The 22,130-nt window shown below is 62.3% G+C and carries 16 protein-coding genes; 9 read left to right on the forward strand and 7 right to left on the reverse strand.

What is annotated here, in order from left to right; translation table 11 throughout:
* Positions 1-30: 30 nt before the first annotated feature.
* Together ACQ4WO_RS27440 and ppc are read right to left on the reverse strand one after the other, a co-directional pair.
* Positions 31-1,827, reverse strand: coding sequence for a PAS domain-containing sensor histidine kinase (locus ACQ4WO_RS27440; RefSeq protein WP_436484051.1), 1,797 nt, complete (start codon positions 1,825-1,827; stop codon positions 31-33).
* Between the two features lie 176 nt (positions 1,828-2,003).
* Positions 2,004-4,853 (reverse strand): phosphoenolpyruvate carboxylase, encoded by a 2,850-nt coding sequence (ppc, locus tag ACQ4WO_RS27445; protein WP_436484052.1) that lies wholly within the window; start codon positions 4,851-4,853, stop codon positions 2,004-2,006.
* A gap of 243 nt (positions 4,854-5,096) precedes the next feature.
* Here ppc and hemC point away from each other — a divergent pair, with 243 nt between their 5' ends.
* From hemC to ACQ4WO_RS27465, 4 genes are read left to right on the forward strand one after another with little or no spacing between them, the layout of a single operon-like run.
* Positions 5,097-6,101 carry a hydroxymethylbilane synthase gene (gene hemC / locus ACQ4WO_RS27450; RefSeq protein ID WP_436484053.1) on the forward strand — a complete coding sequence of 335 codons (1,005 nt, stop codon included), beginning with the start codon at positions 5,097-5,099 and terminating at the stop codon, positions 6,099-6,101.
* Positions 6,094-6,876, forward strand: coding sequence for a uroporphyrinogen-III synthase (locus tag ACQ4WO_RS27455; protein ID WP_436484054.1), 783 nt, complete (start codon positions 6,094-6,096; stop codon positions 6,874-6,876). The genes hemC and ACQ4WO_RS27455 overlap by 8 nt, the downstream gene beginning before the upstream one ends.
* Complete coding sequence (locus ACQ4WO_RS27460; protein WP_436484055.1) at positions 6,873-8,021, forward strand: uroporphyrinogen-III C-methyltransferase; 1,149 nt, start codon at positions 6,873-6,875, stop codon at positions 8,019-8,021. The genes ACQ4WO_RS27455 and ACQ4WO_RS27460 overlap by 4 nt, the downstream gene beginning before the upstream one ends.
* 4 nt (positions 8,022-8,025) lie before the next feature.
* Positions 8,026-9,222 (forward strand): heme biosynthesis protein HemY, encoded by a 1,197-nt coding sequence (locus ACQ4WO_RS27465; protein ID WP_128139954.1) that lies wholly within the window; start codon positions 8,026-8,028, stop codon positions 9,220-9,222.
* A gap of 107 nt (positions 9,223-9,329) precedes the next feature.
* On the opposite strand, the gene ACQ4WO_RS27470 is transcribed toward ACQ4WO_RS27465, so the two are convergent.
* On the reverse strand, positions 9,330-11,756 hold the full coding sequence (locus tag ACQ4WO_RS27470) for a membrane-bound PQQ-dependent dehydrogenase, glucose/quinate/shikimate family (protein WP_436484056.1): 2,427 nt from the start codon (positions 11,754-11,756) through the stop codon (positions 9,330-9,332).
* Positions 11,757-12,367: 611 nt separating this feature from the next.
* On the opposite strand from ACQ4WO_RS27470, the gene ppa reads away from it, so the two are divergent.
* Positions 12,368-12,910: an inorganic diphosphatase gene (gene ppa, locus ACQ4WO_RS27475; RefSeq protein WP_034786159.1), complete on the forward strand. Its 543-nt coding sequence runs from the start codon at positions 12,368-12,370 to the stop codon at positions 12,908-12,910.
* A 52-nt stretch (positions 12,911-12,962) separates the two neighbouring features.
* Here ppa and ACQ4WO_RS27480 read toward each other — a convergent pair whose 3' ends face one another.
* Complete coding sequence (locus ACQ4WO_RS27480; protein ID WP_436484076.1) at positions 12,963-14,096, reverse strand: GNAT family N-acetyltransferase; 1,134 nt, start codon at positions 14,094-14,096, stop codon at positions 12,963-12,965.
* A 91-nt stretch (positions 14,097-14,187) separates the two neighbouring features.
* Here ACQ4WO_RS27480 and ACQ4WO_RS27485 point away from each other — a divergent pair, with 91 nt between their 5' ends.
* Together ACQ4WO_RS27485 and ACQ4WO_RS27490 are read left to right on the forward strand one after the other, a co-directional pair.
* On the forward strand, positions 14,188-15,804 hold the full coding sequence (locus ACQ4WO_RS27485) for an NAD+ synthase (protein ID WP_436484057.1): 1,617 nt from the start codon (positions 14,188-14,190) through the stop codon (positions 15,802-15,804).
* A 174-nt stretch (positions 15,805-15,978) separates the two neighbouring features.
* Complete coding sequence (locus tag ACQ4WO_RS27490) at positions 15,979-16,317, forward strand: P-II family nitrogen regulator (protein WP_034758685.1); 339 nt, start codon at positions 15,979-15,981, stop codon at positions 16,315-16,317.
* A gap of 143 nt (positions 16,318-16,460) precedes the next feature.
* Here the strand turns inward: ACQ4WO_RS27490 and ACQ4WO_RS27495 are convergent, their stop codons facing one another.
* From ACQ4WO_RS27495 to trxB, 3 genes are all read right to left on the reverse strand, one after another.
* A complete protein-coding gene (locus ACQ4WO_RS27495) occupies positions 16,461-17,090 on the reverse strand; it encodes a trimeric intracellular cation channel family protein (protein ID WP_034758680.1) in 630 nt (209 codons plus the stop codon).
* 123 nt (positions 17,091-17,213) lie between these two features.
* A complete protein-coding gene (locus ACQ4WO_RS27500) occupies positions 17,214-17,888 on the reverse strand; it encodes a Smr/MutS family protein (RefSeq protein ID WP_436484058.1) in 675 nt (224 codons plus the stop codon).
* 7 nt (positions 17,889-17,895) lie between these two features.
* Positions 17,896-18,849: a thioredoxin-disulfide reductase gene (gene trxB / locus ACQ4WO_RS27505; protein WP_034758671.1), complete on the reverse strand. Its 954-nt coding sequence runs from the start codon at positions 18,847-18,849 to the stop codon at positions 17,896-17,898.
* 215 nt (positions 18,850-19,064) lie between these two features.
* On the opposite strand from trxB, the gene ACQ4WO_RS27510 reads away from it, so the two are divergent.
* Positions 19,065-21,425, forward strand: a complete 2,361-nt coding sequence (locus tag ACQ4WO_RS27510) for a DNA translocase FtsK (protein ID WP_070304042.1) — start codon at positions 19,065-19,067, stop codon at positions 21,423-21,425.
* A 5-nt stretch (positions 21,426-21,430) separates the two neighbouring features.
* Entirely contained in the window at positions 21,431-22,087 is a 657-nt protein-coding gene (gene lolA / locus ACQ4WO_RS27515; RefSeq protein WP_436484059.1) for an outer membrane lipoprotein chaperone LolA, read from the forward strand.
* Positions 22,088-22,130 lie beyond the last annotated feature (43 nt).

Genomic DNA, 22,130 nt, shown 5'->3' on the forward strand with positions numbered 1-22,130 from the left:
ACTATACTTTTTAATGTTTAAAATACATACTTAATTTTCTACTGTTTTTGCTAATTTTTGTGTTGCGTCATGATTGGCTGGGTGGCCTTTCCTGGCCCGCGGCAAGTGGATAGCCAGCACCGTGCCCTGGCCGGTCTGGCTGTCGATACGCAGTTCGCCGCCCAGCGCGTGGACACGTTCGCGTATGCTTTTCAGTCCGAAGGCGGCCCGCTTGCCGTGGTCGCCCGGCTGCATGCCGATGCCGTTGTCGCTGATGCGCAGCACGATGGCGTCAGCGTCCTGTTCCAGCGCCACTTCCACTTCGCTGGCCTGGGCGTGGCGCACGATGTTCGACAGCGATTCCTGCAGCACGCGGAAGATGGCCGACGTCTGGCGCTGGTCCAGGCCCAGGTCCGGCGCTTCACTGTCGAGCTTGAGCCGGTAGCGGATGGCGCCGCGCCCCTCCATCTGGCGGATCAGCCATTCGGCCGCCGGGCCCAGTCCCAGTTCGAGGGTACTGGGATGCAAGTCATTGATGATGGTGCGCACGGAGCGGATGGTGGTATCGATGGTGTCGAGCACGCGCTGCGCGTGGCGGTGCAGGCGCGGGTGGCCCTTGGCCGTGCGCGCGTGCAGCAGCGATACATCGATGCGCAGCACCATCAGGTTCTGGCCCAGGTCGTCATGAATGTCGAGCGCGATGCGGCGCCGCTCTTCTTCCTTGATGGTTTGCTGGTGGTCGGTCAGTTCGCGCAGCTGGGCCAGCGTGCGTTCCAGGTTTTCCTCGTTGCGCTTGCTCTCGGTGATGTCGATGGCCATGGCGATGATCATCTGCGGCCGGCCGTTGGCGTCAAACACGGGTTTCTTGTGCGTCTGCACGAGGCGGTTTTCCTGCAACTGCGCGTTCCATACCAATTCTTCGCGGATCACCACCTTGCGGCTGGCAAACGCTTCCCGGTCCGCCGCGCGGAAGCCCACGTTCTGATCGCTGGGGAAGTGCTGCAGGTCGCGTCCTTCGGCGATGTCCTGCTGGCGCACGCCCCATTGCTGTTCGCAGGCCTGGTTCATCAGCAAAATGCGCGAATCGGCATCCTTGAGGAACAGCGACAGGGGCATCATGGAAATGATGTCCTGCAGCCGCTCTTCGCTGCGCGCCAGGGCCGCTTCCGTTTGCGCGCGCATGGCGATTTCAGCGGACAGCTGGAGATTCACGTCGAGCAGCTGGGCCGTGCGCAGGGCCACGCGGCTTTCCAGTTCCGCATGGGCGACGCTCAACGCGTGTTCGGCCCGCTTTTGTTCCGTGATGTCGCTGGCCAGCACGAGCGCGCCCGTCAGGGTGCCCAGCTGGTTGTACAGGCAGCGGCCTCTGATCATGGCCCAGCGCTCCGAGCCGTCGCCATGGCGGTACTGCAGTTCCCCCATGCAGCTGCGTTCCTGCTCGCGCATCAGCGGGCACAGGCGCAGCAAGGTCGCTTCATCGTGGAATTCGCTCATCTTGTGGCCCAGCAGCTTTTCCGCCGGAATGCCCAGCATGTCGCACAGGCGCTGGTTGAGATGCAATATCGTGCCTTCCGCATCCGTTTGCCACATCCCGTCCTGCGCCGTCTCGCTCAGGTCGCGGTAGCGCATGACGCTGGCGTCGAGCTGCAGTCGCGTGCTGGCCAGATGGTTGCGCAGCATGCGCAGCAGCCACAGTGCGATGCCGCCAGCGGCCGCCAGCAGCAGCGACAGCCAGACATGTTCCCAGAAGTCGAGCTCCTGCCAGGCCGCGCCCGCCAGCCAGCCCAGCACGATCAGGATGAGGGCGGCGCATGCCGCACCCAGCGTTTCAATCGACCATTTGCTCATCCGCGCTCCTGGCGTCGTGGTTGGCCGCTGCGGTGCGCCTGGCGCCGGAGAGGGAAAGTGTCAAGCACTAGTGTAATACCAAATGTTGCTTTCTTGAGAATATTTTTCCATTGAGCAAGCAAAAGGGCCGGCCCTTGCGGTGCCGGCCCCTGTCTGCCGATGGCAATGTAGTGCGATCAGCCCGTGTTGCGCAAGCCTGCCGCCACGCCGTTGATCGACAGCTGGATGCCGCGGTGCACCCGTTCATCGACTTTAACGGCGCTGGACAGGGCGCGGTTGCGCTTGATCAATTCCACCTGCAAATGGTTCAGCGGGTCGAGATAGGCGAAGCGGTTCTGGATCGAGCGGGCAAGCAGGGGATTGCCCGCCAGGCGCTCGGTATTGCCGGTGATCAGCTCCAGGCAGCGCAAGGTGTTGCCATGCTCGTCCGTGATGCGCTTGTAGATGCGTTCGCGCAAGCCCTGGTCCGCCACCAGTTCCGCATAGCGCGAGGCGATCGCCAGGTCCGTCTTGGCCAGCACCATGTCCATGTTCGACAGCAGGGTGGCAAAGAATGGCCATTCGGCGTACATGGCGCGCAGGGTGGCGATCTTGTCATCTTTCGCGGCGCCGTCGGCCTCGTTGATCCAGGCTTCGATGGCGCTGCCGAAGCCGAACCAGCCCGGCAGCAGCAAGCGGCATTGGCCCCAGGAAAAGCCCCAGGGAATGGCGCGCAAATCTTCGATGCGCTGGTTGGCCTTGCGCGAGGCGGGGCGCGAGCCGAGGTTCAGTTCGGCAATTTCCGCAATCGGTGTGGCCGAGAAGAAATACTCTGTAAAACCCGGCGTTTCATACACGAGGTGGCGGTAGGCGTGATAGGCGAGGTCCGACAGCTGCGCCATCACGGCTTCGAACTGCGCCAGCTGGCTGTTGCGGGCCGGATTGGCTTCGTGCGGCGCCAGGCTCGCTTCCAGGGTGGCGGCGACCAGCAATTCCAGGTTGCGCCGGCCGATTTCCGCGTTGGAAAACTTCGAGGCGATGATCTCGCCCTGTTCCGTCAGGCGGATTTGGCCGTTGACGGTGCCCGGCGGCTGGGCCAGGATGGCTTCGTAGCTGGGTCCGCCGCCGCGGCCCACCGTGCCGCCGCGGCCATGGAACAGGCGCAGCTTGACGCCGGCCTTTTGAAAGTCGGAGACGAGCGCCAGTTCCGCCTTGTACAGTTCCCAGTTCGACGTGAGGAAGCCGCCATCCTTGTTCGAGTCGGAATAGCCGAGCATGACTTCCTGCAGCTGTCCCTGCTTGGCGATCAATTGTTTTACCAGGGGCAAGGCCATGACCTGGCTCATGATGCCGGCCGCGCGCTGCAGGTCGGGTATCGTTTCGAACAGGGGGATGACCATCAGTTCGCACGTGCTGTCGCCGTCGCCTCCGGCCTTCCAGTCCGTGCGCAGCAAGCCTGTTTCCTTTTGCAGCAGCAACACTTCCAGCAAGTCGGACACGGTTTCCGTGTGCGAGATGATGTAGTTGCGAATCGCCCGCGCACCGTAGCGCTGGCGGATGTCGCGCGCCGCGCGCAAGATCGCCAGCTCGGAATCCGTCTCCGTGGCGTAGGCAATGTAGGGCGAGTACAGCAGGCGCGGCTGGGCCAGTTCGTTCAGCAGCAGCGCTTGCTTGTCTTCCTCGGACAGGGCCGTGTAATCGGCGGCCACGCCGCTTTTTTCGAACAGGTCGGCCAGCACGCGCTCGTGCACGTCGGAGGTCTGGCGCATGTCGAGCGACGCCAGGTGGAAGCCGAAGATGTCGGCCGCGCGCGCCAGGGTCGCCAGGCGCGGGCGCACGAGGGCGGCGCCGTGGTGCGACTCGAGCGAGGCGACGATGGTGCGCAAGTCGGCCACAAAGGCGGCCGCGTCAGGATAGGCGGCTGCCGCGCCCACTTCCTTGCGCAGGATGTTGGTGGCGCCCAGCGCGCGGGCCGTGGCGGCCAGACGCGCATAGATGCCGATCAGGGCGCGGCGGTACGGCTCGTCGCTGCGGTGCGGCGAAGCGTCCGGCGACTGGTCGGCCAGCGCCTGCAGTTCCGCGCTCACGCCCACCATCAGGGTCGAGACGGACAATTCCGCGCCCAGCGCGTGCACTTCGTCGAGGTAGAAATCGAGGATGGTGGTGGCATGGCGCGCCAGCGCGTGCTGCATGGTGCCCGCGTTGACGTTCGGGTTGCCGTCGCGGTCGCCGCCGATCCAGCTGCCCATCTGCACGTAGGCGGCATTGATCGGTTCTCTCGTGCCGTCGCCGTTCGGATACTCGGCGGCGATGTCTTCCTCGATGTCGTCATACAGGCCCGGCAGTTCGCGCAGGAAGGTGATGCGGTAGTAGGACAGGGCGTTTTCGATCTCGTCGGCCACGGTCAGCTTCGAGTAGCGCAGCATGCGCGTCTGCCACAGGGTGGCCACGCGCGAGCGCAGCAGCTGCATATTGGCTTGCCGTTCTTTCGGCGTCTGCGGCAAGTCGCGCTCGGCCAGCAGGCGGGCGATGTCGTGCTCGGCGTCGAGGATGCTCTTGCGCTGCACTTCCGTCGGGTGGGCCGTCAGCACGGGCGCGATCAGGGCGTCCTGGAAGAAGGTGTCGACGGTCTTGCGCGGCACGCCGGCCATGCGCAGTTTTTTCAACGCGAAGCTGACGCTGCCCTTTTGCGCTGGCGAGCCGGCCAGCAGGTGGGCGCGGCGCCGGCGGATGTGGTGCTGGTCCTCGGCAATGTTGGCCAGGTGCGAAAAGTAGGAAAAGGCGCGCACGACGGAAATCGTCTGTTCGCGGCTCAGTTCCTTGAGCATGGCGTCCAGTTCCAGCGCGGCGTGCGCGTCCGCTTCGCGGCGGAAGCGCACGGAAGTCTGGCGTATGGTTTCCACCACATTGAAGACGGCGTCGCCTTCCTGCTCGCGCAGCACGTCGCCCAGCAGGCGGCCCAGCAGGCGGATGTCTTCTTTCAGTGGCGCGTCCTTGTCGGAGGCGGCCGCTGGAACTATTTCTGGTGCTACTGCGTCATTGAGCATAATAAAGAACCAAAGTAAGTGTAAAAGCAAGGGAATGTGGATCGCACCGGGCGTTTGGCCGCAGAGGGGAGGGGGCGCATGATAAAATTTGTGGTCTTCAACATGGACGCTAGCCTGACTTGGCCTTCTAGGCCAAGGGATAACGATTATAGCGACGCCGGGCGCCATTCCGATACAAATTGATATCGGACGGGCGAATTGGCAACGATAATGACAACGACAGTCACAGCGAAAGAACTTGTTTTGAAAGCATCCGAATTGACCCCGAACGAATTGAATATTCCTGCCCGCCTGGTGATTGCCACGCGCGAGAGCCGTCTTGCCATGTGGCAAGCTGAACACGTGCGCGCGCGCCTGGCCGCCCTGTATCCGCAGTGTAGCGTTGAAATTCTCGGCATGACCACACGCGGCGACCAGATTCTGGACCGCGCCCTGTCCAAGGTAGGCGGCAAGGGCCTGTTCGTCAAGGAGCTGGAAGTGGCGATGGAAGAAGGCCGTGCCGACTTGGCCGTGCATTCGCTGAAAGACGTGCCGATGGAGTTGCCTGAAGGCTTTGCCCTGGCCGCCATCCTCGAGCGCGAAGACCCGCGCGACGCGTTCGTGTCGAACGATTACGCCAGCCTGGCCGAGCTGCCGCATGGCGCCGTCGTCGGCACCAGCAGCCTGCGCCGCCAGTCGCTGATCGCCGCGCGCTATCCGCACCTGACGATACTGCCCCTGCGCGGCAACCTCGATACGCGTTTGGGCAAGCTCGACCGTGGCGACTATGCCGCCATCATCCTGGCCGCCGCCGGCTTGAAACGCCTGGGCCTGGCATCGCGCATCCGCGCCGTGCTGGCGCCGGAAGACAGCCTGCCGGCGGCAGGCCAGGGCGCCATGGCGATCGAGATCCGCAGCGGGCGCGCGGACGGCGCCGACCTCGTGCGCCTGCTGGCGCCGCTGAACCACACGGCCACGGCGCAAGCCGTCACGGCCGAGCGCAAGGTGTCGAAGATTTTCGGCGGCAGCTGCCAGATCCCGCTGGCCGCGTTCGCCACCGTCGAGGGCGAACAGATGCGTTTGCGCGCCATGGTCGCCACGCCGGACGGCGCGCGCATGGCCAGTGCCGACGTCAGTGGTCCGGCGGGCGCACCCGAACTGCTGGGCGAGCAAGTGGCCGAACTGCTGCGCGGGCAAGACGCCGCCGGCATCCTCGCCTCGTGCGCCGTCACGCCCGACAACCATGAAGGCCTGGCGCCGCATGCCTGACACCGTGGTGATCACGCGGCCCGCGGCACAAGCGGGGCCGCTGGCCGCCCACATCGCGGCGCTGGGCTTGCCCGTGCAACTGCTGCCGCTGCTGGAAATCCATGCGCTTGACGGCGAGGACGAATGCGCGCACTTGCAAGCCGTGCTGGCGCGTCTGCGCGAGTTTGACTTGGTGGCGTTCGTCTCGCCGAACGCCATCGACTGCGTCTTTGCGCACTTGCCCGCGTGGCCGCCAGGTGTGCCGCTGGCGGTGGTGGGCGAGGGCAGCAAGATGGCCCTGGCCGCGCATGGCGTCACGGAGGTCAACGCGGCCATCACCAGCCCGCTGGATACGGCGCGCAGCGATTCCGAACATTTGCTGCTGGCGCTGGACTTGCCGGCCCTGCGCGGCAAGCGCGTGCTGATCGTGCGCGGCGATGGCGGACGCGATTACCTGGCCGACGGCTTGCGCGCGGCCGGCGCCGAAGTCGAATTCGTCACGGCCTACCGCCGCAAGGTGCCGACGCTGACGCCGGCCTTGCGGGCGACCCTGGAAAACCTGTTGCAGCATAATAATGACTGGATCATCACCAGCTCGGAAGCGCTGCGCGGTTTGCTGGCGCTGCTGGGCGAAATGGATGCTGAAAAGACGGCTGTTGTGAAAATGCAACAGCAGCATCTGATCGTGCCGCACGCCCGCATTGCACAAACGGCGGCGGCCCTGGGTTTTGCCCGTGTCACCCTGACAGGATCAGGCGACGCAGGAGTGCTCGCCGCGTTACAATCACGACCATGAACGAAATGCCTACACTCTCCGAACCGAATGCAACGCCTGGCGGCGCCGTGAAGACGGCGCCGCAGGCGGCCGACCAACCTGCCGGCCGCGCGCCGACCTTGCTGGAACAGCTGCAAAAGCCCATGAGCATCGCCGTCATCGTGCTGGCCGTGCTGCTGGCTGCGCAAAGCTGGTCGACCAGCAAGCAGATCCGCAACCTGCGCGAAGAAGTGGCCAAGCGCCTGCAAAAGGGCGATGTCAGCAATGCCGAAACGGGCGTGCTGGCGCGCAACGTGCAAGAAGGCACGAAAGAGCTGGAAATCAAGGTGGGCGCGCTGGAAAACCGCCAGAGCGAAACGCAAAGCCAGCAGCTGGCGCTGGAACAACTGTATAACGACTTGTCGAAGAACCGCGATGAGTGGGCGCTGACGGAAATCGAGCAAGTGCTGTCGACGGCCAGCCAGCAGCTGCAACTGGCCGGCAACGTGCCCGGCGCGCTGATCGCCCTGCAAAACGCGGACCGCAGCCTGTCGCGCTCGGACAAGCCGCAATTCATCACCATCCGCCGCGCCATCGGGCGCGACATGGAAAAACTCAAGGCCCTCCCTAGCGTCGATTCGACGGGCGTGGCCCTGCGCCTCGACGCCGTGATCGCCCAGATCGATTCCTTGCCGATGCTGTCCGACGAAACGCCGGCCTTGCCGGCCGCGCCGGAAAAACCGGGCAAGGCCAAGCCCGTGCGCGATGCCGCCGGCAAGCTGGTGGGTCCGCCTGCGCCGGAACCGATGCTGCAAAAAGTACGCGACGGCTTCAATACCTGGAGCGGCGACATGTGGGCCGACGTGCGTCAGTTGATCCGCATCCGCCGCGTCGATACGCCGGAAGCGCTGATGCTGTCGCCGACGCAATCGTATTTCTTGCGCGAAAACGTCAAGCTGCGCCTGCTCAATGCCCGCATGGCCTTGTTGTCGCGCAATGAAACGGCTTTCCGTAACGACTTGATCGCTGCGCAGGATGCGCTGGCCAAGTATTTCGACACCCGCGCCAAGAGCACGCAGACGGCGCAAGCCCTGCTGCGCCAGGTGCAGGGCAGCAATCTGGCCATCGAAATGCCAACCTTGTCCGACAGCCTGACGGCTGTGCGCAACTACAAAGCGAAGTCCTGAGCCCATGCGTCTATTTCTCTGGTTACTCGCCCTGATGGCCGCGGCGATCGGTATCGCCGTGACGGCCCGTTTCAACCCTGGCAACGTGGTGCTGTTCTATCCGCCATACCGCATCGACTTGTCGCTGAACTTCTTCCTGCTGCTGCAGGTCGTGCTGTTCGTGCTGCTGTACCTGCTGGTGCGCGCCGTGCGCGCCACCGTGCGCATGCCGGCGCAAGTGGCGGCCTACCGCCAGCGCAAGCGTGAGCGCGACGGCAACAAGGGCTTGCGCGAAGCTTTGAAGGCCCTGTTCGAAGGCCGTTTCGGCCATGCCGAGAAGGCCGCCTTGCGCGCCGCCGAGCTGGAAGAAAACGCCGGCCTGGCCGCGCTGATCGGCGCGCGCGCCGCGCACCGCATGCGCCAGTCCGAACGCCGCGACAGCTGGCTGTCCCGCGTCGAAGGCGATGCCAGCCTGAAGACGGCGCGTTTGATGACGGTGACGGAATTGCTGGTCGACGACCACCAGCCGGAAGCGGCCCTGGCCGCCGTGCGCGAACTCAATGCCAGCGGCACGCGCCACATCCACGCGCTGCAATGGTCGCTCAAGGCCGAGCAGCAGGCGAAGAACTGGCCGGAAGTGCTGCGCCTCGTGCGCTCGCTCGACAAGCACCGCGCCCTGCATCCGGCCCTGTCGTCGCGCCTGCGCGAGCTGGCCTACGATCATTTGCTGTCCGACCCGTCGCATGACGCGGAATCGCTGATGCGCGTCTGGTCCACCGTGCCGAGCGCGGACCGGGTCAAGCCGTACATCGCCTGCCGCGCCGCCACGGCCCTGAATGCGCGCGGCCTGCACGATGAAGCGCGCCTCGTGTGCGAAGAGTCGCTGGCCGCCGACTGGGACGACAGAGTCGTGCGCGCCTACCGCGAAGCGGCGGCGCCAAGCGGCACGCCGGCCTTGCTGCTGCAGATCGAGCATTGCGAACAATGGATGAAACAGCGTCCGCTGGACGCGGAACTGGCGCTGACCCTGGGTACCTTGTGCCTCAAGCAAAAACTGTGGGGCAAGGCCCAGCGCCACCTGGAGCAGGCCTTGTCGGACGCGAACGAGCCGCAAATGGTGCGCGACGCCCACCTGAAGCTGGCGCAGATGCACGACGCCTTGCAGCAGACGGAACAGGCTGCCGCGCATTACCGGCAGTGCGCCTTGGCGACCATCCTGTAATCAAGCTGTTTCTTCAGACGTAAAAAAGCCGTTCAGTGCAGACTGAACGGCTTTTTTTGCGCTGCTACTTTGCTACTTTACTTCTTCGACCTTTACTTCTTCGCGCTTTACTTCTTCTCTACGGCAGCGCCTTCGGGCAAGGCATACGCGACCAGAGTGTCGCTCATCTTCGTGCCCAGCGAACCGTGGCCGCCGGCCATGACGACGACGAACTGGCGTCCCGACTTGTTCGACACATAGCTCATCGGCGTAGCCTGGCCGCCGGCTGGCAAGCGGGCTTTCCAGATCACTTTGCCGTTGCTGACGTCGTAGCCGCGGATGTAGTAGTCGAGCGTGCTGCTGAGGAAAGTCACGCCGCCACCGGTGGTGACCATGCCGCCCAGGCTGGGCACGCCCAGTGGCAGCGGGATCGGCACGGGGCCGCTGTCGCGCGTGGTGCCGTTCTTGTGCATCCACACTTTTTTCATCGTGCGCAGGTCGACGGCGGCCACATAGCCCCATGGCGGTGCCTGGCACGGGAAGCCCAGCGGCGACAAGAAGGCCTTGATTTCCACGGCGAACGGCACGCCCGTCTGCGGCTGCAAGCCCATTTCGCCGCCCGTGCCGCCCTTGGCTGTCGTTTCCGCGCGCGGTACGAGTTTTTCCAGGAAGCCCATGTAGTCAGGGTTGACGATCAACAACTGGCGCACGGGATCGATGGCCGCGCCACCCCATTCGAAAATACCCAATGGGCCCGGGGAGATGACGGCGCCCTTGCCGGCCGTTTGCGGCGTGAACGGGCCTTCATAGCGGCGTTCCTTGAAGATGATGCGGCAGGCGAGCTGGTCGAACGGTGTCGTGCCCCACATGTCCGCTTCGCTGATATTGCGTTCAGGCAGGAAGGTCAGGGCCGAGAACGGCTGCGTGGGCGACAGGGTGTCGCCAGCGGCAGGATTGCTCGTCGGCACGGGTTTTTCCGGCGCCGGTACGACCAGGCTGCCGTCGCGGCGGTCGATCACGTAGATGTCGCCGCGTTTTGTCGTGGCAACAACTGATGGCACTTTGCCTTTCGGCGTGTCGATGTCGACCAGGCTAGGCTGGCCGCCGATGTCCATGTCCCAGATATCGTGGTGTACGGTCTGGTAGACCCAGCGCACTTTACCCGTTGCCAGGTCCAGCGCGACGATGGCGCTGTTGAATTTCTCGCCATTCTTGTTGCGGTTGCCGCCCCAGGTATCGGGCGTTTCATTGCCCATCGGGATGTAGACCATGCCCAGCTTTTCATCGATGCTGGCCACGCCCCACGAATTGGGCGAGTTGTTGGTGTAGTTCTTGCCTTCAGGGAAAGGCGCGGTATCTTCCGGCGTGGCCGGGTCCCAGTTCCACATCAGCTTGCCGGTGACGGGATCGTAGCCGCGGATCACGCCCGATGGCTCTTCCGTCGAATGGTTGTCCGTCACGCTGGCGGCGATCACGGCCATTTTCTGCGACACGGCCGGCGGCGACGTCGGCATCAGGAAACCGCGCTTGATCATCGCCATGTTCTTGTACAGGTTGACGACGCCGTTGTTGCCAAAGCTCTTGCACGACTCGCCCGTATCGGCGTTGACGGCGATCATGGTGCCATCCATGGTGGGCGCCAGGATGCGGCGCGGGCATTCCATGCCGGCAGCTTCGGGGACGGGATTGTTCTTCGCGCGGCCCGCGTTCACGTCCCAGTACGCCACGCCACGGCAGATCATGTGCTGGTAGCTGGCCGCGTCGCGGTTGATCTTCGGATCGTGGCGCCAGATTTCCTTGCCCGTGTCCGGGTTCAGGGCGATGACGATATTGTGCGGCGTGCACAGGTACAGCATGTCATTGACCTTCAGCGGCGTGACTTCGTTGGCGATTTCGCCCGGGTCGTTCGGTCCCTTGAAGTCGCCCGTGTGGTAGGTCCAGGCTTCTTTCAGGCCGGAAATATTCGCCGGCGTAATCTGTGCGGCCGGGGCATAGCGGTCGCCATAGCCGGAACGGCCATATGCGGACCAGTCATTGTGCTCGACGCCGGGCGCCAGGTCGCCCGCGGCGGTGGCGGCCATGTTTTCGGCAGGTACGTCGCCATGCAGGTCATGGTAGTCCTGGAACAGGGCGATGACACCGGCGATGACGGTCAGGGCCACGGCGGCGGAAAGCGCCGTCTTGCCCGCTTGTCCCTGTTTCGCCGCGGCGGCTGGCGCCAGGCGGCGGTTGACGAAGGGCAGCAGCAGCCAGACGGCGGCGGCAAACCAGATGTCGAGACGCGGCAGCAATTGCCACCAGTCGAATTTCACTTCAATGACGGACCAGATGAGGGTGGCGATCAGCAGCAGCGCCATGAAGGCTTGCGCACTGCGCTTGCCCTGGAACACCAGCGCGCCGGCAACGAGCATGCCGATACCGGCCAGCAGGTAGTACCAGGAGCCGCCCAGAGAGGCCAGCCAGATGCCGCCGCCCAGCAGGGCGAGGCCAAACAGAATGAAAATAACGCCGGTGACCTTTAATAAAGGCCCGGGCCGGAAAGAGGGAATCATCATATTCCTTTTTGCAAGGATTTATCGGTGGCGCGTGATGCGCCATATTGAATCTAGCGAAGGCTTTGTTTGCAGAGTATGCGAAGTTTTGGAAACACCAGAATGTGACAGTTTATCAGAATTGATGAATGTCTTCTGGTCGCGCCATTTTTTGGCAGGGCCGCCATTTGAATAAATAAATGCTTCAAGTAAGCACAAATATTATGCTGGAAGAGGGAATTCCCGGGCTGGAGAAGTGTGTTGAAGCGGCGACGTCGTCATGCGCCCGCATTGTGGGGGAAATAAGATTGACGATGTTGTTATAAGTGACTGCATAAAATGCAATATCAAATATAATAACCATGTTTGCCGCATGGTGATATTGAAATAAAAATAGGTCGATCTTGACGGTATTAACTCGGGGCTGACCGTAGTAATGCTTAAGTGTTTCTACTTATTGTTTTCGGTGGCCTGTTTATTCTCCCGGTGGCAGGCTGCGGGGTTCAGGGAACCGGGCGCGCCACTGTTGCTGGCAGGACGCGCAAAACGCCGGCGGGCCGCTGCTGCGTCGCACAAGCGGCCTGTACTTCGCTATAATTGCGCGGTTAAAACACCACCCGCTAATGAGGAATCCCATGAGTTTGAATAACGTCTCTTCCGGCCGCGACCTGCCGAACGATTTCAACGTCGTCATCGAAATCCCGATGAATGCCGATCCGATCAAGTACGAAGTCGACAAGGAAAGCGGCGCGATCTTCGTCGATCGCTTCATGGGTACCGCCATGCATTACCCGTGCAACTACGGCTACGTGCCGAACACCCTGTCGCCGGACGGCGACCCGGTTGACGTGCTGGTCATCACCCCATTCCCGCTGATCCCGGGCGTGGTCGTGCGCTGCCGTCCTATCGGCGTGCTGAAAATGACCGACGAGTCGGGCGAAGACGCGAAAGTGCTGGCCGTGCCAGTCGACAAGGTCCTGTCGATCTACAGCCACTGGCAAAAGCCGGAAGACCTGAACGAACTGCGTCTGCGCCAGATCCAGCATTTCTTTGAGCACTACAAAGATCTGGAAAAAGGCAAATGGGTCAAGATCGACGGCTGGTATGGTCCTGAAGTGGCCAAGGAAGAAATCCTGAACGGCGTTGCAGCGTTCAAGACCGACGCCGCCAAAGCCTAAGAACACCGAGCAAGAAGAACGCTCCCCGCCAGTCATGGCCGGGAGCGTTTTTTTATGCGCGAAACGGACTGAGCTCGTTCAATTCATCGAGGTAGGCGTCGATGCCGCCCCGTTCGCGCTCGAGGAAGCGCTGCACGGCGTCGGCAAAGGCCGGGTGCGCCAGCCAGTGGGCGGACCACGTCTTTTGCGGCAGGAAGCCGCGCGCCATCTTGTGCTCTCCCTGGGCGCCCCCTTCGAAGGTGGCGATGCCGTTGGCGATGCAAAACTCCAGCGGCTGGTAGTACGCCGTCTCGAAATGCAGACAGGGCACGTGCTCGAGCGCGCCCCAGTATCGGCCATACAGGGTGTCAGCCGTGTGGATCACCAGCGAGGCGGCAATGGCCCGCCCTTCGCGCTCGGCGATCACCAAGAGAATGTTTTCCGGCATGCTGGCGCCTATGCGCCGGAAGAACTCCAGCGACAGATAGGGGGAGGAGCGGTGTTCCGCATAGGTATTGCTGTAGCAGCGGTGGAACAGTTTCCAGTCGGCGTCCGTGGCGTTCGCTCCGCGCACCTGGCGCATGGTGATGCCCGCTTCCCGCACCTTGCGCCGCTCGGCGCGGATATTCTTGCGCTTCTTGTGCTCGAGAGTGGTGAGGAATTGCTCGAAATCCGTGTAGCCGGGATTGAGCCAGTGAAACTGCACACCACTACGCATCAGGTAGCCAGCTTCCTCCAGCTGGCGTGCTTCGCTTTCCGGCGAGAACAGGATGTGGCAGGACGAGACTTCGCTGGCTTGCTGTTGCGCCTGCAGAAAGGCCAGCAGGGCGGCGCGGGCCTCGCCATCGCGGGCCAGCAGGCGCGTGCCGCTGACGGGCGTAAACGGTATCGCGGACAGCAGTTTCGGGTAATATTCAAGGCCGTGTTGCTGATAGGCGTCGGCCCAGGCCCAGTCGAACACGTATTCGCCATACGAGTGCATTTTCAGGTACAGGGGCAGGGCGGCGGCCAGCACATCGCCTTGCCACAGCACCAGGTAATTTGGCTGCCAGCCCGTATCCGCGCTGGCGCAGCCGGACTCGTGCAGCGCGTGCAAGAAGGCGTAGGAAAGGAAGGGATTGGCGTCCGCCTGGCGTGCCAGCAGTTCAGACCAGGCCGCTTCGCCAATTTCAGCCAGGGTAGTGACGATAGCCGTGCGATAATTCATTGTTGTAGTGTGCATTCATCACTCTCGGGGCGCCGCCACCGGCCTGCGCGCCCCTGTCTTGTTTAATAGAACGAAAATATCCATCATCATCATGACAGTCAAAGTCGCAATTGCTCAAATGAATAGTACGGTCGGCGATCTGGCCGGCAACCGTGCCAAGATCTTCGACCTTTCCCGCCGCGCCTTTGAAGCGGGCGCCGATATCGTGCTCACGCCGGAATTGTCGCTGGTCGGCTATCCACCCGAGGACTTATTGCTGCGCAATGCATTCTACGCAAAAACGCAGGAAGCGTTTGCGGGACTGGCTGCCGACCTGGCCCAGTTCAAGGATTTGCACGTGGTGGTGGGTTTGCCCCTGCAAGACGAGAAGGGCGTGCGCCACAATGCCGCCTCCGTGCTGCTGAACGGCGAAGTGCTGGGCACCTACCGCAAGCATGATTTGCCGAACACGACCGTGTTCGATGAAAAGCGTTACTTCACGTCGTCGGACCAGGCATTCGTGTTTGGCGTGAAGGGTGTGCGTTTCGGCATCAATATCTGTGAAGACACGTGGTTCGAGCACGCGCCGATGCGCGCCCGCGCGGCCGGCGCGCAAGTGCTGCTGGTGCCGAACGGCTCGCCGTACCACATGAACAAGCAGCATCTGCGCTATGACACCATGCGCAAGAATGTCAGCGCGCAAGGCATGGCCCTCGTGTACGCGAACCTGGTCGGTGGCCAGGATGAACTGATTTTCGATGGCGACTCGTTCGTCATGGATGCGGCAGGCACGATGTGCGCCCAGCTGCGCCACTTCGAGGAAGACTTGCAACTGGTCGAGTTCGACGGCGCCACGCCCGCGCCGCAGTCGCTGGCCACGCCGTTGACCACCGAGGCGCAGGTGTACCAGGCACTGGTGCTGGGCGTGCGCGACTATATCGGCAAGAACGGTTTCCCTGGCGTACTGATCGGTATGTCGGGCGGTGTCGATTCCGCCCTGACCTTGGCGATCGCCGTCGATGCGCTGGGCGCCGACAAGGTGCGCGCCGTCATGATGCCATCGCAATTTACGGCCGATATCTCGTGGATCGATTCACGCGACATGGTAAAACGCCTTAATGTGCGCTACGATGAAATTCCGATCAAGCACACCTTCGATGCCTTCCGCGCCACCCTGGCTGACGAGTTCGCCGGACTGGCGGAAGATGCGACGGAAGAAAACATCCAGGCGCGCATCCGCGGCACCTTGCTGATGGCCCTGTCGAACAAGCATGGCAGTATCGTGCTGACGACGGGCAACAAGAGCGAGATGGCTGTCGGTTATTGCACCCTGTACGGCGACATGGCGGGCGGCTTTGCCGTGATCAAGGATATCGCCAAGACCCTTGTGTACCGGCTGTGCGCGTACCGCAACAGCGTGTCGGACGTGATACCCGAGCGCATCCTGACGCGTGGACCGTCGGCTGAATTGCGCGCCGACCAGCTGGATCAGGATTCCTTGCCGCCATACGACGTACTCGACGGCATCATGCAGCTGTACATGGAAGAAAACCGGCCGATCGCCGACATTATCGAGGCTGGCTACCCGCCGGCCGACGTGGCGAAAATCACGCGCCTGATCAAGATCAATGAATACAAGCGGCGCCAGTCGCCCGTGGGCATCCGCGTCACGCACCGTGGCTTCGGCCGCGACTGGCGCTACCCGATTACGTCGAAGTTCTACGAATAACGAGGGGAACCCCGCCAAACCTACTGCGCAGCTCACTACCGGGCATCCGTTGCTCACCGTACTTAAAGTACGGCTCCGCTACTCAGCCCGGTATTGAACTTGCTCGCTACGGTTTTGCGGGGTCCCGTTAAGCCAGTTGGTGAAGAATTGTCGATTATCAATAAGGAGAAAGCCATGAAACAGATTACCGCCATCATCAAACCATTCAAGCTCGACGAAGTACGCGAGGCCTTGGCCGATGTGAACGTGACGGGCTTGACCGTGACGGAAGTGAAGGGATTTGGCCGCCAGAAGGGCCATACCGAGCTGTACCGTGGCGCCGAGTACGTGGTCGACTTTCTGCCGAAGGTGAAAGTCGAAGTGGTGGTGGACGACAGCGTGTCGGAACTGGTGGTCGACGCCATCATCAAGGCAGCCCGCACGGGCAAGATTGGCGATGGCAAGATATTCGTGCGCGACGTGGAGCAGGTGATCCGTATCCGCACGGGTGAGACCGGTCCGGACGCGGTGTAAGTCTGGGCCAGCAATGGTGTCGGATTACGGTCCTTCGGACCTAATCCGACCTACGCAATATATCGCTTATCTGGCTGTAGGTCGGGTTAGCGCGCCAGCGCGTAAGCCGACATGCGCCGCCAACAACGTTGCCGGTTGACGCATCAGCGCCCCAGGCGCATGTCGAATTTCCAGCAAATCAGGCGCAAGATCGTGATGCCGCTGGCGCTGGTCCACAGCGCGAAGTCGTGCTCGGCGCCGAAGTGCATCTGCAATAAATAAGCCCAGCAGCCGAAAAACGCGCAGATCGCGTACGGTTTGCCGTCGCGGAACACCATCGGCACTTCGTTGCAGACGATGTCGCGCATCACGCCGCCAAAAATCCCCGTAATCACCCCCATCATCGACGCGATGAACAGCGGCATGCCGGCGCGCGTCGCTTCGGCCACGCCCGCGATGGCGAACATGCCCAGGCCGATGGCGTCGGCGATGACGATCAGGCGTTCCGAGACGATTTGGCGCAAATGCTGGATCAAGGGCGCGGCCGTCAGGGCTAGCACGAAGATGAGAATCGCGTATTCCTGGTGCGAAACCCAGAACAATGGGCGCTTGTCGAGCAGGATGTCGCGCAAGGTGCCCCCGCCGAATGCCGTGATGAAGGCCACGACGAACACGCCGACCAGGTCCATGCGCTTGCGGCGCGCTTCGATGAAGCCGGAAAACGCGCCCACCAGGATGGCGATGACCTCAATGATCTTGATCAGCGAGCCAGGCGGCAATTGGGGTGGCATCATGGGTGGAGCGCTTGAGCAGGAAATAATTGTCACAGGTTAACATGACACGGCCCCGAATGGTGACAAACGGGGCCGTGTGCGAGAGCTAACTTGTTACTGAATTGTGATTTCTTGCTGCGGTGTTCAGCGGATGGGCTGCAGGGCGGAAGAAAGCAATACGACGAGCGCGCCATCGCCCCCTTCGGAGCGGCGCGCCTGGCAAAAGGCGATGACTTCATCCTTTTGCACGAGCCAGCTGTGCACCATCGATTTCAACACCGGTTCCTGGCCTTTCGAGCCAAAACCCTTGCCGTGAATCACGCGCACACAGCGCAGCTTGCGCCGCGTCGCCTGGTTCAAAAAGGCGCCGATGCCGTCGCGCGCCTCGTCGCGGCGCAAGCCGTGCAAGTCCAGCTCATCCTGGATGGGCCAGTGGCCCTTGCGCATCTTTTTCACCACGTCCGGTCCCACGCCGGGGCGGGCGTAGTTCAGGGCAGGATCGTTTTCCAGGTAATGGTCGACTTCGAACAAGTCCGACAGCGACTCGCGCAGCACGGCTGCATCGTCCTCTTCCGGGGACAACTTGCGCGCCGGCTGCTGGGCCGCCATGGCGCCCGTCTTGGGCAGGCTGGGCACGTAGCGGTCCGCCTCGGGCAGGCGCTTGACGCCGCCGATGCTGGCCTTGAACAGATTGCTCTCCACGGCCTGAACCTTGACCTGCCTGGCGCGCTCCGCTTCAGCCTGGGCGCGCGCATCGGCCTGCTCCTTGAGTTGCTTGCTGACCGCTTTCAGGTCGGCAAAGTCTTTCATCGACGCCATGCGACGCTTACTCCTGGCCTTCCAGGTAGCGCTGGGCGTCCAGTGCTGCCATGCAACCCGTGCCGGCGCTGGTGATGGCCTGGCGGTAGATGTGGTCTTGCACGTCGCCGGCGGCAAACACGCCTGGCGCGCTGGTGGCGGTGGCCATGCCTTCCAGGCCCGTCTTGGTCTTGATGTAGCCGTTGTGCATGTCCAGCTGGCCTTCGAATATGCCCGTGTTCGGCTTGTGGCCGATGGCGATGAACACGCCATGCACACTCAACGCTTCGACTTTGCCGTCGATGGTCGACTTGATGTTCAAGCCCGTCACGCCGCCTTCGTTGCCCGTCACTTCGTCCAGAGTGTGGTTATATTTCAACACAATCTTGCCTTCGGCAACCTTGGCGTTCAGGCGGTCGATCAGGATGGCTTCCGCGCGGAACTTGTCGCGGCGGTGGATCAGCGTAACTTTATTGGCGATGTTCGACAGGTACAGCGCTTCTTCGACGGCCGTGTTGCCGCCGCCGACGACGGCCACTTCCTGGTTGCGGTAGAAGAAACCATCGCAGGTGGCACAGGCGGACACGCCCTTGCCCATGAATTCCGCTTCCGATGGCAGGCCCAGGTATTGCGCGGACGCGCCCGTGGCGATGATCAGGGTGTCGCACGTGTATTCGTGGCTGTCGCCCTTCAGGCGGATCGGTTTTTCATTCAGGAACGTCGTGTGGATGTGGTCAAACACGATTTCCGTATTGAAACGCTCGGCATGCTGCAACAAGCGCTGCATCAGGTCCGGGCCTTGCACGCCCATCGGGTCGCCAGGCCAGTTTTCCACGTCGGTGGTGGTCATCAACTGGCCGCCTTGTTCCACGCCGGTGACCAGCATCGGGTTCAAGTTGGCGCGGGCGGCGTAGACGGCGGCGCTGTAGCCGGCTGGGCCGGAGCCGAGGATCAAAACGCGGGCGTGTTTGGTAGTGGTCATGGGAGGCTTCTCTATGAGTGGGGTCTATCCGAATTGGGGGCATACGCGCGAAGAACAAGGGCGTATTGCGCTTGCGCAAGCAATCCACGATTATAGACCAAGCCGCCTGTAGCGACGAATCGTGGGGCCGTCCGGGGCATATATGGCTTAGAATACTTCCTTATTATGGGAAATTCCCTTTCAGAAACATTTTTCACCTTGCAGCGCTTCCCAGAATGACTAAACCAGCCCAGGCCAATCAAAATAGCTACACCCGAAAACCGGTCGAACGCCGGCCCCTGCCCAACCGGCTGGTGCGGCTGCTGTCCGAGGCGCGCTGGTTCGCGCTGGCCGCGTTTGCCTTGTATTTCGTGCTGATCCTGGCCAGCTTCAACAAGCTCGACCCCGGCTGGTCGCACGCCACCAACGTCGACAAGGTGGCCAACCTGGGCGGCAAGCTCGGCGCGACCTTCTCCGATTTGCTGCTGTATATCTTCGGCTTTTCCGCCTGGTGGTGGTGCGTGTGGCTGCTGCGCACGGTGTGGCATGGCTATCGCCGGCTGAGCAAGCGCTTCCTGCTGGAAGAGGAAGAGGTGGAGCGCGAGCACCATGTCGAGATGCTGATCCGCATCGTCGGCTTTTCCATCATGCTGATTGGCAGCATGGGCCTCGAATACCTGCGCATGGCAAAAAGTTTGCACGTGCAGCTGCCGCGCGACCCGGGCGGCGTGCTGGGCCAGCTGGTGGGCCACTCGGCCCATGTGGCCTTTGGCTTCACGGGCGCGACCTTGCTGCTGTTGCTGCTGTTCGGCCTGGGCTTTAGCCTGTTCTTCCACGTGTCGTGGTTGCAAGTGGCCGAGCGCATCGGCGGCGCCATCGAAGACGCCGTCAACTGGTTCGTGCTGCGCTACCAGGACCGCGAAGACCGCCGCCAGGGCGAAGTGGCCGCCGTGCGCCGCGACGAAGTGGTGGTGATCGAACGGGCCAAGCATGTAGAGAAACACGTGGCCGCGCCGCCCGTGAAGATCGAACCGCAGGTGGTGACGGTCGTGAAATCGGAGCGCGTGGAAAAGGAACGCCAGGCCCATCTGTTCGAGAACCTGGGCGATGGCAAGCTGCCGCCGCTGTCCTTGCTCGATGAAGCGCCGCCCGTGGTGGAAACGGTTTCCGTGGAAACGCTGGAATTCACGAGCCGCCTGATCGAAAAGAAATTGTCGGACTTTGGCGTCGATGCCAAGGTAGTGGCCGCTTACCCCGGCCCCGTCGTCACGCGCTATGAAATCGAGCCGGCCACAGGCGTGAAGGGTAGCCAGATCGTGGGCCTGGCGCGCGACTTGGCCCGTTCGCTGTCCCTGACGTCGATCAGGGTCGTGGAAACCATTCCCGGCAAGAATTACATGGCGCTGGAGCTGCCGAACACCAAGCGCCAGATCGTGCGCCTGACGGAAATCCTCGGCTCCAAGGTCTACAACGATGGCGTGTCCAGCCTGACGATTGCGCTGGGCAAGGATATCGCGGGCAAGCCCGTCGTGGCCGACCTGGCGAAAATGCCCCACTTGCTGGTGGCCGGTACCACCGGTTCCGGTAAATCCGTGGGCATCAACGCGACGATTTTGTCGCTGCTGTACAAATCCGACCCGCTCGACGTGCGGCTGATCCTCATCGATCCGAAGATGCTGGAAATGTCCGTCTATGAAGGCATTCCGCACTTGCTGGCGCCCGTGGTGACCGACATGCGCCAGGCCGGCCACGCGCTGAACTGGGCCGTGAACGAGATGGAGCGCCGCTACAAGCTGATGAGCAAGATGGGCGTGCGTAACCTGGCCGGCTACAACGCGAAGATTGCCGACGCGAAAAAGCGCGAAGAACATATCCCGAACCCGTTCAGCCTGACGCCGGATTCGCCGGAGCCGCTGGAAAAACTGCCGACCATCGTCATCATCATCGACGAGCTGGCCGATCTGATGATGGTGGTGGGTAAAAAAGTCGAGGAATTGATCGCGCGTATCGCGCAAAAGGCGCGCGCCGCCGGCTTGCACTTGATTCTGGCCACGCAGCGCCCATCTGTAGACGTGATCACGGGCTTGATCAAGGCGAACATCCCGACGCGTATCGCGTTCCAGGTCTCGTCGAAGATCGACTCGCGCACCATTCTCGACCAGATGGGCGCGGAAACCCTGCTGGGCATGGGCGACATGCTGTACATGCCGCCCGGCACGGGTTTGCCGATGCGTGTGCACGGCGCGTTCGTGTCCGATGAAGAAGTCCACAGAGTCGTCAGCCATTTGAAGCTGCAGGGCGAACCGAATTACATCGAGGGTATCCTCGAAGGCGGCACCCTGGAAGGCGACGGCGCCGAAGGCGGCGTGCCGGGCGAGGGCGGCGGCGAGGCCGATGCCCTGTACGACCAGGCGGTGGCGGTGGTGCTGAAAAACCGCCGCGCCTCGATTTCGCTGGTGCAGCGTCATTTGCGCATCGGCTACAACCGCGCCGCCCGTCTGCTCGAGCAGATGGAGCAGAGCGGGGTGGTATCAACCATGCAATCCAATGGCAACCGGGAAATCCTGGTGCCGGCGGCCAGTAGTGAACAAGGGTAAACAGAATGAAGAACACGAATTTCGCAGCAAAAATGATGATCGGCGCGGCCAGCGTTGCCTGCGGCCTGCTGTTCGCGGCCAGTGCCTCGGCCAGCGCCCTCGAGCAATTCAAGAGCTTTGCGGCCGGCACCAAGTCGGCCAAGGGCGAGTTCGTGCAGCGCCAGGTCAAGAAGGCGGACGCCAGCGGCAAGGCGAAAGTGTCGACGCCGGCCAGCGGCACGTTCGAGTTTGCCCGTCCAGGCAAGTTCATCTGGACCTATCTGAAACCATACGAGCAGCTGCTGCAAGCCGATGGCGACAAGCTGTACATCTACGACAAGGACTTGAGCCAGGTAACGGTCAAGAAACTGGGCGACGCGCTCGGTTCCTCGCCAGCGGCGATTTTGTTCGGTAGCAACGACCTGGAAAAGAATTTCACCCTGGCCGAAGCGGGCACGCGCGATGGCCTGGAATGGCTGAAAGCGACACCGAAAGCCAAGGACACGACGTTCGATGAAATCACCATCGGCTTGCGCAATGGCGTGCCGGAAGCGATGGAATTGCGCGACTCGTTCGGGCAGACGTCGGTGCTGGCGTTCAAGAACTTCCAGAAAAATCCGGCCTTATCAGCCAATCACTTTCAATTTGTCATGCCCAAGGGCGCGGATGTTATCAATAATTGATTGTTGACGTCTTGCTGTTGACCGGCCTCGCAGCGATGCGGGG

The sequence above is a fragment of the Janthinobacterium aestuarii genome (genome assembly GCF_051380835.1).
Taxonomy (GTDB): domain Bacteria; phylum Pseudomonadota; class Gammaproteobacteria; order Burkholderiales; family Burkholderiaceae_D; genus Janthinobacterium; species Janthinobacterium aestuarii.

Excerpts from the sequence above, each read along its gene's own strand:
- ACQ4WO_RS27440 (WP_436484051.1), bottom strand. The coding sequence starts at position 1,827 with ATGAGCAAATGGTCGATTGAAACGCTGGGTGCGGCATGCGCCGCCCTC.
- ppc (WP_436484052.1), bottom strand. The coding sequence starts at position 4,853 with ATGCTCAATGACGCAGTAGCACCAGAAATAGTTCCAGCGGCCGCCTCC.
- ACQ4WO_RS27455 (WP_436484054.1), top strand. The coding sequence starts at position 6,094 with ATGCCTGACACCGTGGTGATCACGCGGCCCGCGGCACAAGCGGGGCCG.
- ACQ4WO_RS27460 (WP_436484055.1), top strand. The coding sequence starts at position 6,873 with ATGAACGAAATGCCTACACTCTCCGAACCGAATGCAACGCCTGGCGGC.
- ACQ4WO_RS27465 (WP_128139954.1), top strand. The coding sequence starts at position 8,026 with ATGCGTCTATTTCTCTGGTTACTCGCCCTGATGGCCGCGGCGATCGGT.
- ACQ4WO_RS27470 (WP_436484056.1), bottom strand. The coding sequence starts at position 11,756 with ATGATGATTCCCTCTTTCCGGCCCGGGCCTTTATTAAAGGTCACCGGC.
- ppa (WP_034786159.1), top strand. The coding sequence starts at position 12,368 with ATGAGTTTGAATAACGTCTCTTCCGGCCGCGACCTGCCGAACGATTTC.
- ACQ4WO_RS27480 (WP_436484076.1), bottom strand. The coding sequence starts at position 14,096 with ATGAATTATCGCACGGCTATCGTCACTACCCTGGCTGAAATTGGCGAA.
- ACQ4WO_RS27485 (WP_436484057.1), top strand. The coding sequence starts at position 14,188 with ATGACAGTCAAAGTCGCAATTGCTCAAATGAATAGTACGGTCGGCGAT.
- ACQ4WO_RS27490 (WP_034758685.1), top strand. The coding sequence starts at position 15,979 with ATGAAACAGATTACCGCCATCATCAAACCATTCAAGCTCGACGAAGTA.
- ACQ4WO_RS27495 (WP_034758680.1), bottom strand. The coding sequence starts at position 17,090 with ATGATGCCACCCCAATTGCCGCCTGGCTCGCTGATCAAGATCATTGAG.
- ACQ4WO_RS27500 (WP_436484058.1), bottom strand. The coding sequence starts at position 17,888 with ATGGCGTCGATGAAAGACTTTGCCGACCTGAAAGCGGTCAGCAAGCAA.
- trxB (WP_034758671.1), bottom strand. The coding sequence starts at position 18,849 with ATGACCACTACCAAACACGCCCGCGTTTTGATCCTCGGCTCCGGCCCA.
- ACQ4WO_RS27510 (WP_070304042.1), top strand. The coding sequence starts at position 19,065 with ATGACTAAACCAGCCCAGGCCAATCAAAATAGCTACACCCGAAAACCG.
- lolA (WP_436484059.1), top strand. The coding sequence starts at position 21,431 with ATGAAGAACACGAATTTCGCAGCAAAAATGATGATCGGCGCGGCCAGC.